This window comes from Flavobacterium tructae (genome assembly GCF_001853485.1).
GTDB lineage: Bacteria > Bacteroidota > Bacteroidia > Flavobacteriales > Flavobacteriaceae > Flavobacterium > Flavobacterium tructae.
Window position 1 is genome coordinate 59424 of sequence record NZ_MIKE01000029.1, and the last position, 17202, is coordinate 76625.

General features: G+C 34.9%; 6 protein-coding genes. 1 reads left to right on the forward strand and 5 read right to left on the reverse strand.

Translation table 11 applies throughout. The features are described from left to right. Positions 1-27 precede the first annotated feature (27 nt). From BHE19_RS21615 to BHE19_RS21635, 5 genes are all read right to left on the reverse strand, one after another. The gene (locus tag BHE19_RS21615) at positions 28-5751 is read right to left on the reverse strand and encodes a non-ribosomal peptide synthetase (protein ID WP_070908828.1); all 5724 of its coding nucleotides are present in this window, start codon (positions 5749-5751) and stop codon (positions 28-30) included. Between the two features lie 70 nt (positions 5752-5821). Continuing rightward, positions 5822-12706, reverse strand: a complete 6885-nt coding sequence (locus tag BHE19_RS21620) for a non-ribosomal peptide synthetase (RefSeq protein WP_070908829.1) — start codon at positions 12704-12706, stop codon at positions 5822-5824. Positions 12707-12953: 247 nt separating this feature from the next. Next, entirely contained in the window at positions 12954-13463 is a 510-nt protein-coding gene (locus BHE19_RS21625) for a UpxY family transcription antiterminator (protein WP_070908830.1), read from the reverse strand. Positions 13464-13868: 405 nt separating this feature from the next. Continuing rightward, the gene (locus BHE19_RS21630) at positions 13869-15893 is read right to left on the reverse strand and encodes a tetratricopeptide repeat-containing sensor histidine kinase (protein ID WP_233431410.1); all 2025 of its coding nucleotides are present in this window, start codon (positions 15891-15893) and stop codon (positions 13869-13871) included. A 104-nt stretch (positions 15894-15997) separates the two neighbouring features. Continuing rightward, the gene (locus BHE19_RS21635) at positions 15998-16231 is read right to left on the reverse strand and encodes a hypothetical protein (protein WP_017496638.1); all 234 of its coding nucleotides are present in this window, start codon (positions 16229-16231) and stop codon (positions 15998-16000) included. A 218-nt stretch (positions 16232-16449) separates the two neighbouring features. On the opposite strand from BHE19_RS21635, the gene BHE19_RS21640 reads away from it, so the two are divergent. Further along, a complete protein-coding gene (locus BHE19_RS21640) occupies positions 16450-17118 on the forward strand; it encodes a response regulator (protein ID WP_017496639.1) in 669 nt (222 codons plus the stop codon). Positions 17119-17202: the final 84 nt, after the last annotated feature.

Below are 17202 nucleotides of genomic sequence, written 5' to 3' on the forward strand. Positions count from 1 at the left end.
TTCAATTATTAAAGTAAAGCAGCTGTATTATAAGTCGATATCGATTTCCTGAAGGTCTTTTTTGTTTGCTGTCAGCTCTTCTTGTTTCTGAATAAACCTGAGCTGTTCGGCCATCGTTTCGATAGTTCTGAATTGAAATACGTGTCCGATACTCACTTCAACGCCAAAGCTTTCCTGAATCATATTGGCTAATTTTACGGCTCTCAAACTGTGTCCTCCTATTTCAAAAAAATCATCGGTTACACTGATCTTTTCGATCAACAATATTTCACTCCAAATCTCAGAGAGGGTTTTCTCCGTTTCATTTCGGTAGGATATGTATTCTCTTTCTAATTGTGACAAATCAATCTCAGGAAGAAGTTCTTTATCAATCTTTCCATTTTTATTCAAAATGAAATCTTCCACTTCAATAAAATAAGTTGGAATCATATAAAAAGGAAGTCTTTCTGCCAGATAAGCCTTTAACTCCTTTTGATTCATAACCTGATTGGACTTAACATAAGCCACAATAAATTTTTCGTCTGCTGTCTCTGATAATTGTTTCAATACCACCACAGCCCCATTGATATCCGGGTGTGCATCTAAAGTTTTTTCAATATCGTTGAGTTCAATTCGGTAACCGCGAAGTTTGATCTGACTGTCTTTTCTTCCAAAAAATTTGATATTTCCATTCGGCAGCCACAATCCTAAATCACCGGTTTTATACACTCTTTCTCTATTCAAACTCCTCGGATTCAGAAACTTTTCGGCATTTAATTCTTCTGCATTTAAGTAGCCTAATGAAAGCCCGTCACCTGCCAGGTATATTTCTCCAACAACTCCCAGCGGACACAGCTCTAAGTTTTGATCTAAGATGTAAGCCTTCGAATTGTTGATCGGTTTACCAATCGGAATATCCTCTTCTACCGGTGCTGTAATTTTATAGGTTGCCGAAAACGTAGTGTTTTCAGTAGGTCCGTAACCGTTAATAAGGTTCAGTTCCGGATAGGCTTCCAGTAATTTACGGATATGTTTAGCTGATAATTTTTCACCTCCGGCCAGTACATTGATTAATCCTTCAAAAAGGGATACGTCCTGATCGGTAAACTGGTTTAGCAGCCCCGATGTAAACCACATGGTATCTACTTTTTCTGTTTTTATTAGTGAAGCAAGTTTGGTTGTGTTTAACAAATCTTCTTTGTCGCATAAAACCAATTTTCCACCATTAAGCAATGCTCCCCAAAACTCAAACGTCGAAGCATCAAAAGAAACAGAACCTGTAGACAAGATGGCGTGTACCCTATCAAAATCGATGTAATTGGTGTTTTTAACCAGTCTGGTAACCCCTTTATGCGGTACTAAAACTCCCTTTGGATTTCCGGTAGAGCCGGAAGTGTACATGATGTATGCCGGAGCATCAGGACTGTTCGTTATTTGCGGAGCCGGAGAATGATTTTCTAAAGCGTCTAACTGAACGTCTATAGCGATAATACTTCCTTCAAAAAAGTTAAGATCAAACATATAATCCATCTGGGTAATGATGACTTTTGCGCCGATATCATTAACAATAAATTCTTTTCTGATCTTAGGACTTTCCACATCGATTGGAACATATACCCCGCCGGCTTTTAAAATCCCGAGTATGGTACTGATCAAAAGTTCTGATTTATCTAAAATGATTCCTACTTTTTCTCCACTAGTCACTTCATACTCTGTGATTAACAAATGTGCAATTTTGTTTGCATTACGATCTAATTCCTCGTAAGTCAATTGTTGGTTTTTATATACAACGGCTATTTGTGCAGGCGTTTTTCTAACCTGATACTGAAAGGCTTCGACAATGTCCAGACAAACCTGAGAATTAAAGGTTCCGGCACTAAAATCTGACGTAAAAAGCTGTATTTCACCTACTGATAAATAAGGCAAAGAAGCAATAGAATTATGCGGATTTGCAATTACGGCATTCAGCAGGTTGTGAAAATGTTTCTGAATTTGACGAATAAAAATCGTATCAAAAATGTCCGTATTGTAGACTAAGCTAAATTCCAGTCCCTTTACCGTTTCTACAAAATTGAATGAAATATCAAATCGGCTTACCGTTGCTTTTATTTTTTCATACAGGGCTATTTCAAGGCCTTCACTATTGAGAACTTCTAATTTTTGATCTAAATCGGCATTTTGTAAAACGACTGTAGCATCAAATAAAGGATTTCTGCTGATATCATGTGTCAGATTCAAATCACCGATTAATTGTTCAAAAGGATAAATCTGATGTTCGTAAGCTTCCTGAGTTACTTTTTTTACCTTTCGGAATAAATCAATTATGGAATCTTTGTGTGAAAACTGACTGCGCAATGGCAATACGTTAATAAAACAGCCAATTTGCCCCTCTAAATCAATATGATTTCTACCGCTAATTGTAGTTCCCAGTATAATATCTTCCTGATTGGTATATTTATAAATCAGGACATTTGCCACGGTTAGCAACCCCATGAACAAAGTCAGGTTTTCCTGATCCAGTATATTTTTAAAATGTTTTAATGTTCTGCCATCAATATTTATGGTAATTGTTTCGCCATTATAGGATTTAATTTTAGGACGAATTTTACTTTTTTGAAGGTTGAGCACCGGAAGCTCTCCTGAGAATTTCTCCGTCCAGTAGGCTTTATGAACCTGCAACGATTCATTCTCCAGTTGTTCATTCTGCCAGGCAGCAAAATCTTTGTATTGTATTCTGAGCGGTTTAAAATCTACAGCAAGTTTATTTTTACGGGCTTTGTACAAATGCAGCAGCTCTTCGATAAAAACCTCCATAGACAGTCCGTCACTAATAATATGATGCATCACTGCTACCAGTATCGCTTTAGATTCTTCTACCTGCAATACACTTACTTTTAAAAGCGGTCCTTCCGACAAATTAAATACTACCTGAATGAGGTTGTTAATGGTCTCTTCTAATTCCTTTTCTGAACGATTGTAAAAATCAACGAAATCAATTTCAAAATTACTTTCCGCTTCAGGCAGAATGAATTGTCTTAATTCCTGATTTTCATCTTCTTTAAAAGTGGTTCTGAAACTTTCATGTCGTTTGGTTATGGTTTGAAAAGCAAAAGCTAAGGCCGTCTGATCCAGATCTCCCGTTAAGGTGTAGATACTTGGAATTGTGTAGGCTTTGTTGGCTTCCTGAAACTGACTCAATGCCCAAAAGCGCTGTTGCGATGATGACACTGCATAATTTGACTGCTCTGTCAGGGCTTCTATTTCCTGAAATACATTCTCCTGAGCCTGCAGTATCGTTTCTGAAAGCGCTTTAATATTCCGATCTTCAAAAACGTTTCCGATATCTATTTTTATATTTAAGTTTTTATGAATGGTCGACACTAGGTTCATTGCCTTAATACTGTGTCCGCCAATGTCGAAAAAGTCATCGGTTATACTGATGTCTTCTTTATCAAAAAGTTCTTTCCAGATGTTGTGCAGGGCTATTTGGATTTCGGTTGTTGGTAAAACAAGCTCTCTGGTCGTTTCCGTATTTGATTTTGCCAGTTTGTTTAATTCTTTCTGATCAACTTTCCCGTTTCTGTTTAATGGAATTTGTGGCACCTGAGTAATATGAGCCGGAACCATATAATTAGGCAGTTTTTGTATCAGAAAAGAACGAAGCTCTTCAGTATTAATAGTAACATCGGCAACAAAAAACGCTGCTAAAAATTTCACATCATGGCTGTCTTTGTTTACAAGAATTACAGCTTCGGTAATACTATTGAAACTCGTTATCTTTCGTTCGATTTCACCTAATTCTATTCTGAAACCACGAATTTTCACCTGACTGTCTCTTCTTCCTAAAATTTCTATTGTACCGTCAGGCAGCCATTTGCAAATGTCTCCGGTTTTATACAACAGAGCGTTTTCCTGATAAGGATTTTCAACAAAACTTTTTGAGGTCAGTTCTTCTTGGTTTAAGTAGCCCGCTGCAACGCCTTCGCCAGAAACATACAACTCTCCTGCAATACCAACAGGCTGTAATTTCATACTCTCGTTAAGAATGTAACATTGGGTATAGGAAATTGGTTTTCCTATTGGGATGCTTGGCGCTTCTTCTGAAACTTCTTCAACAGGATAAAAAGTCGAAAAAGTAGTATTCTCGGTTGGACCGTAAACATGTATTAGTCTTCCACTTCCGAAATGATTGACAAACTTTCGCACATGAGAAACGGAAACCATTTCTCCGCCAAAAAGAATTTTTCTCAAATTTTTAAGACTATCAATGTCAGTATCCACCATGGAGTTGAACAAAGCCGTTGTCATAAAAACAACCGAAATTTCATTTGCGGTAATAGCCTGAAACAACAGTTCAAAATTGAGCACTAAATCTTTCTCCGGAATGTGTAAAGTCGCTCCGTTTAATAATGCTCCCCAAATATCAAAAGTAGAACCGTCGAACGAAGAATTTGAGATGGCCAAAATACGGTCCTGAGGATCAATTTCGATATAATTGGTTTCTTTCACCAAGCGTACGATACTTTTGTCTTTTACCACAACACCTTTAGGCACTCCGGTTGATCCTGAAGTGTACATGATGTAAGCGATATCTCCTTTACTATTGTTTTCCCAGTTTACATCGGAAATATTTTCTTCATTAAGCATTACGTCTATACTAAATAACGGAATATCGTAATGAAGCAGGTCGTTCAGATACTCGATTTGAGTGATGATCACTTTGGGCTGTGTGTCCGACAAGATATAATCAAGTCTTTCTGTTGTAAGATTATAATCCAGAGGCAAATAAGTAGCCCCCAGTTTTAATGCCGCAGCAAAAGAGAAAATGGTATTATCCGAATAATCTGTCATGATCCCGATAATATCCCCGGATGTAATTCCGTACTCTTTTTGCAATAGACTGGCCAGATGATTCACTTTTCGGTTTACAGCTGTGTAGGTGTGTTTTTTTTCTTTATAAACTAAAGCAATGTTCTCAGGCGTTGCTTTTACCTGCTGTTCAAAAATCCCGATAACACTTGCGTCGATCTTCTTTTCAGATTCACCTGAAAACTCCTGTAACTGCTGTTTTTCAGAAGCCGTAATGAATTCAATATCATCAACCTTAGTATCAATCAGCTCACTACTATTTTCAAGTATATATATAAAATGCTCGACCATATTTTGAATGAAAAGTGCATCGTATTTCGCAGTATCAAAATGTATGGTAATTGATTCCTTACCCGCAGTGGTGTCTTCTATTTCCAGACAAAGTTTGGCCTGAGCCAATAGATTATTTCTGTGATTTAATTTCTGATATACAAAAGCATATTGAAGATAATCTTCAGAAGTCAGTTCAACATTTAGAAATTCTTTTTCAATTAATTCAAAATCAATAGTATCATAAAGCAGAGTATCTTCAATTTCTTTTTTGGTTGCGTTTATCGCATCTCTTAGTGAAGAAACATTGGATATAGCGGTATTATAAAACAGTAAGGTATCTTTTTCCGGCTGTACTCCTTCCAAATTGAAAGGGGACGAAGCTACCCAGATACTTTCGTTATTAGTATATCTTTTTAATAGTGTATTGAAAACAGACAAATAAATAGTCGCTGCAGCAATGGCATTCCCTCCTGATAATTTAGCAATCTTATCCAGACTGCTCTTTTTTAATAAAAGGCTATACTGACCTGAAGGAACTTGCTCATATCTGCTCAGTAAATAACTGCTGTCGTTACTGTATTGCTTTATTTTGTTCAACCAATAATCTTGTATGATTTTTTTATCTTTCATGCTGTAGTCTGATTATATTGTAGGGATTACAAAAGGTTTATTTGAATGTTGTATTGATTTTACAGGATCACTAAAAATTGATTTCGATATTGATTCTGGAAGCTTCCAGTTGTTTTTCACGTTCGGTTTTAAAACTGTAGGCTCCTATTTCATGTTCTATGCCTTTTGACAGTTCTTCCAGAAATACCAGATAACGTTCGGCAAAAAGGTCTATGGTATCTTTGCTAAAAACCTCTTTTCTGTATTCAAGGGTGAAATTGGAACCGTTTGAAATCACCCACAAGTCATATTTAACCTGTTCTGTAGCTACACTTTGTGCTTTTGCCTTAAGATTTTCATTGATCGTAAATTCATCGTGAGTAAGCTCATTCCAGGTAAAACCGGTATTGATAAAATTGGTTCCTCTGTCTCCCCTTTCAAATTCTAAATCTCTAAGGATTAAATCGATCGGGTACATTTGGTGCTCAAAAGCTTTTGACAATTTGTGCTGAACCCTTCTGATTATGGTTTCGAAATTTTCATTTTGATGAAGTTTAACTCGTATGGGCAGCAGGTTAACATAATACCCCAGCTGATCTTCGAGATGGGCATGAGCCCTTCCGGCAAACGGAACTCCTAATACAATATCCGATTGCTCTGTTTGTAGATGCAGAAAACTGAAAAATGCGGCTAAGTGAAATGAAAATTCAGTGACATTAAGTTTTTTAGCGATTTTCTTTATGGATGAATTGACCTCGGCATTCAGGAAAAAATTAATTTTATTATCTTGATCTTCAATATCATCCGGAAGCATATACTCATATTTATACTGTAGCGGTTTTAAATGCCCCTGCAGTTCCTTCATCCAATAAGCATTGGTTATAGCGTTTGTTTCAATCTGAGTTTTCAGCCAATGACTGTATTCTTTGTACTGAATGTCTAATTTAGAAGAAGGCAGAACCGCCTCTTTTTTCAATATTGAATTGTAATTACTACTGATCTCTTCTATCAGAAGCTGCAATGACCAGGCATCGGATATGATATGATGAATTACAAATAACAAAACATGATGTTGGGAATCGATGCGAACTAATTTTGCTTTGAATAAAGGCCCTTTGAACAAATCAAATTCAAAATTGCTTATTTGCTTAATTTCCTGCTGTAGTAACAGCTCTTTGTCATTAAAGTCGCTAAAATCTTCGCATCCAATCGAAAGTTTAAATTCTTCAGATGGTGTAATGAACTGTCTGATACTTTTTTCGTCATCTTCTTTAAAAACAGTTCTCAGGATTTCATGCTTTTTGATAACCCGATAGAAAGCTTCTTTAAACGCAATAATGTCAAGCGTTCCGTGAAAATGATATACGGCCGGAATATTATAAGCCACTTCATTCCCTTTAAACTGACTTACCATCCAAAGACTTTTTTGTGCATACGACATCTCGTATGAAGCCGCCGCAGAAACTGCTGCAAGAGGTTCAAAATTCTTGGAGAACGATCTCTTTATAAGTTCGGCCTGATCTCTTAAAACGGAATGTTCAAACAGCTTTTCAAAAGGAACGGTAACCTGTAACTGTTCGTTTATTTTATTAATCAACTGTCCCAGCTTGAGACTGTGTCCTCCCAGATTAAAAAAATCATCGGTCGCACTGATGGTCTCTACTGCTAAAATATCTTTCCAGATAAGTGCTACTATTTTTTCAATCCTTCCTTTTGGCTCCACATAACCATTATTCGTCTCGTTAGTTTCATCGATATTCGGAAGTGCTTCTTTGTCTGTTTTTCCATTTGGAGATAAAGGAATAAAAGGAACCTCAACATAGTATTGCGGTACCATATAAACTGGCAGTTTGCTTTGCAGATAGGCTTTTAAATCGTCTTTAGAAATAGCATTACCAACTGTGTAGTATGCCACTAAAGTATCAGCGCCTTTAAACGGTTTTACCGCCACCACAACTTGTTTTACCTCCGCTGAAAATTGCAGCAGAGCATTTTCTATTTCGTCTAGCTCTATTCGATAACCTCTTAGTTTTACCTGATGGTCTTTTCTGCCCAGGAATTCAATATTCCCGTCCGGAAACCATTTAACCATATCGCCCGTATCGTATAAAATACTTCCTTCTATAAATGGGTTTTTGATAAATTTAGCGGCCGTAAGTTCTTCTTTATTCAAATATCCCAGAGCTACTCCTTCGCCGGCTAAATAAAGTTTTCCAACAATACCCAGTGGCGTAAGCTGTAGATTTTTGTCTAATACATAAGCCTGTGTATTGGAAATAGGTTTTCCAACTGGGATTGTTTTATAGGTCTTGCCTTTTTCTAACTGGTAATATGTGCTATAAGTTGTATCCTCAGAAGGTCCGTACAGGTTTCTGATTTCTGCTGTAGTGCGCAGCAATTCTCTGGCGATATCTACCGGAAATGGTTCACCTGCTAAATTGATGATACTGGCATTTTCTAATGAAGAAAAATCTTCCTCCATCAGACTTCGTATACTGGAAGGAACTGTATTCAGTAAAACTCTTTTATCAGTTTTTAATTCTTTACTTATCTCCAAAGCATTGCTAAGGAGTTTTATAGTCTTACCAACAGATAACGTAAAAAACATTTCATAGGCCGAAAGATCAAAACAATGTGAGGTTACGGCATAAACCAAATCAAAACGTTCTGTATTGAATTCTTTTTTAGCCCAGTACAAGAGTGCTGTAACATTTTTATTGGTTATCAGAACTCCTTTTGGTTTACCTGTTGTTCCCGAAGTATAAATAACATAAGCCAAATCTTCGGCTCTGTTTATTTTTAGAAGATTTTCGGTACTATAGTGGTGTTTCTTTACCTGAAACTTACTCCATTCGTTTTCGTCAATTACAACTTTGCAATTACTATCTTCTACAATATATTTTATGCGATCCTCAGGATAATTAACATCCATTGGAACATAAGCTGCTCCTGATTTAAGCACTCCTAAAATGGTTAGGAGCAAACGCTCGTCTCTTTTTAAACGAACACCAACTAAATCGTTAGGTCTGATCGCATAATTTTCTCTCAGATATTCCCCCAATTGATTGGATTGCTCGTGGAGTTCCTTATAAGTCAACTGTACATCATTAAAGATAAGGGCACAATCATTTGGTGTTTTGGCTGCCTGAGACTCCAGTAGATCAACAATAGTAGCTTCTTTCGGAAAGTATATTTCAGTAGCATTGAATGTTTTCAGCAACAATTCTTTTTCTATTACCTCTAAATATTCAATAGCATCAATCGTAACGTTTACATCATTGAATACAGTCGTCAACAAATTCTCGAAATGTTTGAAGATTGCCTTAATCCAAAAGGCATCGTATAAATCGGTATTGTATTCCAGACTTAATAACAGCCTTTCCTCCTGCTCCGTAAAAATAAAACTAAGATCAAACTGAGCAGTATTTCGTTTCACTTCATAAGGCTCTATCTCAACTCCCAGCATTGGAACATGGGTCGATAGGGTGTTTAATTGTGCCTGATTTTGCAGTACGACCAACACATCAAACAAGGCCGATCTTGAAGCATCTCTTTTTAAATTAAGTTTGTTGACTAAAGTACTGAAGGAATAATTTTGATGTTCATAAGCCTCGATTAAGATCTTTCTTTGCAGCTCTAGTAAGGTCGAAAAACTATTCGTTCCGTTTATTTCGGTTTTAATCGCTAACGTATTTAAAAATAATCCCAGCTGGTTTTCCAGATCCGGGTGCTCCCTTCCGGCTATCGGAGTGCCCAGAACGATCGTATTCTGATTGGTATAGCGGTACAACAAAGCGTTGATTCCGGCCATTAACGTCATGAACGGGGTCACATTATTCGTCTTGGAAAAATATTTTAATTTTGATAAAAAAGCCTCCGAAAATTGATACGAAAGTGTATTGCCATTATAAGTTTGTCTGACCGGACGACTTCTGTAACTTGGCAATTCCAAAACAGGAATATCTTCTTTAAATAGAGACAGCCAATAATTTTCTGAATCTAAAACTGCTTCTTCGTTTTCCTGTATCTGCATCCATGCTGCATAATCTTTAAACTGAATTGCCGCAGGTGAAAAATCAACCGGTTTTTCCTGAACCAAATTATTATAAGCAGCTACAATCTCAGCAAACATCAGTTCTAACGACCAGCCATCACTTATGGTATGCTGCACCACCAATGACAGAATATGTTCGTTCTCTTCTGTTTTTAATAGTGCTGCTTTTAATAATGGTGCTTTCGTTAAATCAAAAATAGCCGCTTGTTGTTCCTTTAAATATTGAGAAATCTCTTCTGTGCTCTTATTCAGATAATTTTCGTGACTAAGGGCAAAATTCCATTCGCCTTCTTCTAAAATGTACTGACTTATTTCGCCATCATAGCCCGCTTTAAAATACGTTCTTAAAATTTCATATTTAGCAATTAAAAGACGAAAAGCATTTTCGAGTTTTGAAACTTCCAAATCTCCTTTAAATTTTAAAGCACCATGCATGTTGTAGGCACTATTACCACCTTCGAGCTGGCTCAGCACCCAAATTTTATGTTGTGAAGAGGTTAACGGGTAATATTCCTGCGCTTTCGCTTTGGGAATTACCTTATAACCTCCTTTTTGTATTTTTTGACTTATCTGTGCAATGGTAGGCGTTAAGAAAAACTCTTTATAAGAAATAGATCCCTCCAACTGTTTGTAAATAAGATTGATCACCTGACCGATCATTAAACTGTGTCCTCCCAAATCGAAAAAGCTGTCTTCGATCCCTACTTTTTCGATCCCTAAAATTTCCTGCCAAATAGTAGTCAGTGTTTTTTCTGTTTCACTTTTCGGGGCTACATAATTTGCATTGGATACCTGATTCAACGGCAAATTTTCAAGAACCTTACGGTCAATTTTTCCGTTTGGTGTCAACGGAATTTTGTCCACGCCAATCAAATAATGCGGTATCATAAAAACCGGAAGCTTTTCCTTAAGGTAATTTTTTAAAATTTCGTGATCTGTCACTTTAGTTTTAGTGAAATACACCACTAAATTCTGCACCTCATTTTTCGACAATACCAGAGCAACGGCTTGTGTAATATTTTCTGAAAAAGAGAGCACTGCGTTTTCAATTTCTCCCAATTCGATGCGGTATCCTCTTAATTTTACCTGAAAATCTTTTCTTCCCAGAAAATCAATAGTTCCATCCGGAAGCCATTTGGCCATGTCTCCGGTATCGTACATTAAAGATTTCTCTTTAAACGGATTCGGTATGAATTTTTCAGCAGTTAGTTCAGGACGATTCAAATATCCTTTTGACAATCCATCACCCGAGATGTACAATTTTCCTGCTACACCAAGAGGAACTAATTCTAAATTTTTATCCAGTAAGTAAACCTGAGTATTTGCTAGTGGTTTGCCTATCGAAACTGAAGCAGTGTACTCTTTTTGCGCTGATAATCTATAAACTGTACTGTACGTTGTATCTTCAGATGGCCCGTATAAATTTCGTATCTCGGCATTAGTCTGTAATAATTTCTTGGCAATATCAACCGGAAAAGGTTCGCCTGCCAAATTTATTATCGCAGCATTTTCTAAACGGTATCCACTTTCTATAATATTGCGAATGCTCGACGGCACGGTATTGATCAATACCTTTTTATCGTACTGAAGTGCTTCTCCAATTTCGAGTGCATTGTCCAGAATTCTTATTTTTTTTCCAATAGATAAAGGATAAAACAATTCGTAAACCGAAAGATCAAAGCAATAAGAAGTTGCCGCATAGGCCACATCAAAAGCGGCAGCATTAAACTCCTCCTGAGACCAATAAAGTAAAACAACTGCATTATGATGCGTAATCATAACCCCTTTCGGGTTTCCGGTAGTTCCCGAAGTATAAATAATATACGCTAAGTCCGTAGACTGATTTAGTCTTTCAGGATTGTCTGTTTTATAATTGTCTTTACGACTGAGAAAATTTCTAAATTCATTTTCATCTATAACCACTTTACACTGACTGTCCTCTTCAATATATTTGATTCGCTCCTCAGGATAATTAACATCGACAGGCACATAAGCTGCACCGGATTTAAGAATCCCTAATACAACTACTGCTATAAATTCGTTTCGTTCAAGCTTTATTCCAACTAAATCATTAGGCTGAATATGATACTCTTGTCTGAGATAATGGGCCAACTGATTCGCATGCTGATTCAGTTCATTATAAGTTAATTCCTTTTCTTTAAAAATAACGGCTGTATGAATTGGTGTTTTTGCTGCCTGTTCCTCAAATAACTCAACCAGCGTTTTAGTCGGATATTTTTTTACAGAAGGATTAAAAGAGTTTAACAATTCTTCTTTTTCCAACGGAGTAACAACCGGTATTTGATCAACCGAATCATTCATAAAATGCTCAAGTTGCAACAGCCAGTTTGCATAAATACTTAAAAAATGAGCTGCCACATGATCCTCCACAAACGAAACATCATAGGAAAGAGATAGCTCCAATTCTGTATCGTTTTTGTTTACTGATAATGAAAACGGAAAGTTATTTTTTGTGTAAGCTGATTTTGAATTGTAGAAAAAGCCAAAAAGCGCATATTCAACAAAAGGATATTTTTCCTGTAACGTATCGTCGTAATCCGAATGTTTATAAACTTCCTGTAGTTCCTTTTTAACTTCTCCCAAATAATCTTTAAATGATTGACCAGATGCGGAAATACTTTTAAACAATAACGCAGTTTCAGCATCAGTAGGTTTCGACATAAAAATGAAACTCTCCACTTCAAAATAACGTTGCAGTAAAGCAGTGTAAACCGTAATTAAAACAGTTAGTTCTGCTATTGCATTCTCACTGGTAAGTTTTTTAAAAAACGAAAGATTATTGGTGTCAACTTGTATCTTCTTACTATTCCCATTTTCCGCCTTAATACTATTAATCACGGGGTTATTCTTAACTTTTGTTACCCAATAGTTCGAAATACTTTTTTGTTCGATGGTTGTCATTTAAAACTCTAATAATTTGATGGACATTTACTTCTTCAAAATGTGATGAAAAAAGTATAAGAATTCTGTTTAGTTATAAAAATTGTCTTTTAATAAAATAGATCTAAATCATTACCGGCTATAGTTCTATTAATTATATGGATACTATAGATATTTAAACTATTACTCTTCAGCAGGAAAAAGCTCGTTCTTATTCAGAGTTTAACTCCATCAAAATCGAAAGCCGGGCTTTTTACGCTCCATAATGTTAATTTTGCAAGTAATAGGATGGAATTGTAGCGGTGATATTTTTCTGCAGCGAATCAATTCTAACCACAATTTTATTGGTGTTGTTTGTATTTAGTACTTCACATTCTAATCCTTTTAAGGAACCGTAAGAGATCGTTTTAAAATCTCCAACACTAAATTCTTCAACATGCGTTTCGACCTCAGTAACGTCATTATTTAAAAGCAAAAGTTCAATTTTTCGCATTTCTTCATCACTGACTTTAGCATACTCCATTCCAAAACGGATGTACATACACGCCCCATTAACTGAAAGCGTTTTATAAAAATCTAATGAAGAATTTATCTTTACAAAAACATAAGAAGGGAAAAGCAATTTCTGAATACTTTTTTTTCTGTCCGTACGTGCACTCTGTACCTGAATGGTTGGCAAAAAAGCTTTAATAGACAAATATCCAAGCATATCAAATACTTTTCTTTCATGATGACATTTAACATATAAAACATACCAACCATTGTGAATTGACTTCATAAATAACACTCCATTTTTTTAATAGCTTCGCTGTCCTCGGTTACGAGGATACTCTTCTTAATGCGGATTTGAAAAATTAAAACACATTTTATTTACGGCTAAAATAGTAGTAGTCTATATATAAAAATTACGGACTTTTTAAATAAAAACTACGGGCTTTCATATTAAAATGCGTCAAACACTGATAATAAATCAAATACTCGTTGTTTCTGTGTGGAAAGCGAAAACGATTATAATCCTCTAAAAACCAACCACTAAGAGAAATGTCGATTTAAATATTTTGGTTAAAAAAAAATCGGAGGACGGAGAAGTATTTTGTTTTAAAAAAAACAAACCCGACAAGTTTTGAAAACCTGTCGGGTTTATATTTCACGATATAAGTCAAAAATTAGTCGTTTTTCGGCGTCAAGTCAACTCCCGAATATTAAACTGGACTTCAATTTTGGTTCCTTCTCCAATTTGTGATTCAATACTAAATTTACCTTTTAGCGAACTGGTTCTTTCTTTCATATTGCTTAAACCAATGCCCTCTTTTTTAGTTGAAGTATCAAATCCCTGACCATTGTCAGTAATTGACATTCTTAGAATACTATTAGCCTCAAACTGAATTTTAATTTCACATTTTGTGGCATTCGCATACTTGTTGATATTTAAAATCGCTTCCTGGATAATGCGGTATAAATTAATCTTATAAATGTTTTGAATAGCCGACCATTCAAAATTTTCGTCGGTTGTATAGCTAAATTCAGTATCACTAATACCCTTTTGACCTTCGACTAAACTTAACAGTAAAACATTGAAGTCATTACCATCTAAAAAAGAACTGTGGCTCAGATCATGTGATACCATTCTAACCTCATTTTCTATATTTTGCAGTTCAAAAATATATTCCTTCCTTTTTTCAATTATCTCCTTCTCTACCTTAGAATTAAAAAAGCCCAGATTCATTCGGACTCCATAAATTCTATTCATAATTCCGTCATGAAGTTCTTTTGCAATTTTAGATTTTTCATTATCTCTTGCATTGTTTATTTTTTCATGCTGTTCCATCAGCAATAAATAGATTTCCTCATTTGCAGACTTTTGCTTTTTAAGGAACTGAAATTCTTTATTTTTATACTTGGAATATCTTAAAATAACAACAATCAGCAATACAAAAATTGACGCAAATGAGAGGATTAAAATATAGAAATTTTTCTTTGTCAGAATCTTATTTTCGTCTTCAATTCTGGAAGTTTCATACTCAATTCTTGCATATTTATTATGTGCATTTTTTTGAACAATATTGATGCTATCACTCAAATTAATGTACTCATTTGCATAATAGAGGCTGTTTTTCTTGTCCAGAGTAGAAAGCAGTTTTAATGACGTTAAAATTTCATTACTGTTCTTAATTCGCGTAGCCAACAAATTGGCTTCTTTTAAAACTTCTATTGCTTTAGCAGTATCTTTTTGTGTGAGGAAATACTCTCCAATGCGGATCTTTTTATATAAAATATCTGCTTCATCTCCTTTATTTTTCAAAATCTCTAATGATTTGGAGAACATTTCATAAACATTGTCGTATTCCCCTATTTTCATTTTAGAATAGGCCAGATTACTCAGAACATTAGCATACAGACGAGGCCAATTTTTCTCTAAATCACTTGAAAGTAAACCTTGCAGCTTTGCTATAGACTTTAAATATTCTCCTTTTAAATCATACAGATTACAAATATTAATCGTAGCGGTAACATTGTAATTGGTTATTTCATCTTTGTCAATATGATTCAGTTTTATCTTTTCCAGATTATTCAAAGCCATACGATGGTACCACAATGCTTTATCATAATTGACCAGCTTTTCCAGGCAATTCCCCATTAGGGCATTACAGCAATAGAGTAATTGTTGATCTTTAGATTCTTTTAAATACTGTAAAGCTTTAGAGATTTCGACTTCGCATTCGATATAATTTCCGTCATAAAACAAAACATAAGCTTTGTTAAATAACATCCGTCCCGTATTATCGTAATCCGATAATGTAGAATATACTTTTTCGGCTTGCAAATAATAAAAATAAGCGCTGTCCTTTTTTACATTTCCATAGCTGTCGCCAATATAATAAAATGCTTTTGCGATTCCTTCTTTGTCATCAACCTCTTTAGATAACCTCAAAACCTCTAAACTGGCTGCTAAAGATTTCTTTGGGTTTTTATTGTAGTAATATTCTGTAGACAGCTTAAAATGAAGATTTCTGGTAACAGAATCATTATTCTGATCCTTTAATAAATTAAATATGGAATCTAAATATTTTTCTTTCTCCTTACCATTTAAATGCTTACCATCAAAGGAAATAGTGATTTTATCATTAGCATTCGCGAATTCATTTTTCCTGCAGGAAAAAAAAGTCAGCACAAGTAATAAGCAAACTATTTTAAAAGGTGTCGTCAAAAGTTTAAGTATTATTTTACAATTTCAAATATAGGGTTTTGAAATAAAAAGACTATAAGATTTAAAAATAAATCAAATAGTCTTTTTTATAAACACAAAAACATTTAGTCTTTTCTGGTTGGTCTTGTAATTTCGGGATCACCCTCAGTATTTAACAAGTCAATATCCGAATTAGTCGTTCCATTTACCATATTATTTGCTTTTGGATCCAGTTTTTCATGCAATTTTTTTGATTGACTACTCTGAGTTTTCGGCGTTTCGTAATCATCATTTGTACATGAAAAAGTCAACAATGCAACAGCAATTAGCAATCCCGGAATAAATAACTTCGTTTTCATAAAAATAACTTTAATTGATTATTAAAACAAAAAAACACTAAACTCCGGATTAAAATGTACGGTAAATCCGTAATATTTCATTTAATTCATGTTAAAATTGGAACTTAAACTAATTATCAACCATTCGACTAATCTCTTAAGTTGTAAAACAATCAAAATTCCATTACGGAAAAACCGTAGTTTTTCTTACATTTGTTTCCAATAGAATTAAACAAATTATGAATCTTAATATTTTGATCGTCGACGACCATCCAATGACGGTGGACAGCTATATCAATCTCTTATCTGATGGTGAGTTTCAGCAAAATTTACCAAATTTTATTAAAAGTCATAATTGTGAAGATGCTTACAATAAAATCATTCTTCATCACAAGCAAAATATTAATATAGATTTTGCTTTACTTGATATTAATCTGCCGCCCTACAAACAATCAAATATTAATGACGGTATAGATCTGGCCTATTTAATCAAGGAAAAATTTCCAAATTGCAAAATAGTACTCCTTACTATGCGCAGTGAACCTTTGACTGTCGACAAAATAATAAAAGGAATTCGGCCTGAGGGTTTTATATCCAAAAGTGACATCAATTTTGAACAGTTCCCTGTAATTTGTAAAAACATTATTAAGGGTGAAATATTCAGAAGTGATACCATTGTTGAATCTCAAAGAGAACTGTTTAAGAAAAATATAAATTGGGACAATCACGACAATCAAATTTTAATTCTAATCTCTGAAGGCGTAAAAACAGTAAATCTTCCGGAATATATCCCTCTTTCAATGAGCGCTATAGAAAAAAGGAAAGCCAACATAAAAGATCAGTTGTTAAAAGGAAAAGGGAGCGACAAAGATCTAATTGAAAAGGCTAAAACGCTGGGATTATTATAACAAGATCAGTATTCTCCTTTTTTATTTAAAGACACAAAAACAAAGGAGGCTGTCCTTTCAGACAGCCTTCCATTCAATCAATTT

Excerpts from the sequence above, each read along its gene's own strand:
- BHE19_RS21615 (WP_070908828.1), bottom strand. The coding sequence starts at position 5,751 with ATGAAAGATAAAAAAATCATACAAGATTATTGGTTGAACAAAATAAAG.
- BHE19_RS21620 (WP_070908829.1), bottom strand. The coding sequence starts at position 12,706 with ATGACAACCATCGAACAAAAAAGTATTTCGAACTATTGGGTAACAAAA.
- BHE19_RS21625 (WP_070908830.1), bottom strand. The coding sequence starts at position 13,463 with ATGAAGTCAATTCACAATGGTTGGTATGTTTTATATGTTAAATGTCAT.
- BHE19_RS21635 (WP_017496638.1), bottom strand. The coding sequence starts at position 16,231 with ATGAAAACGAAGTTATTTATTCCGGGATTGCTAATTGCTGTTGCATTG.
- BHE19_RS21640 (WP_017496639.1), top strand. The coding sequence starts at position 16,450 with ATGAATCTTAATATTTTGATCGTCGACGACCATCCAATGACGGTGGAC.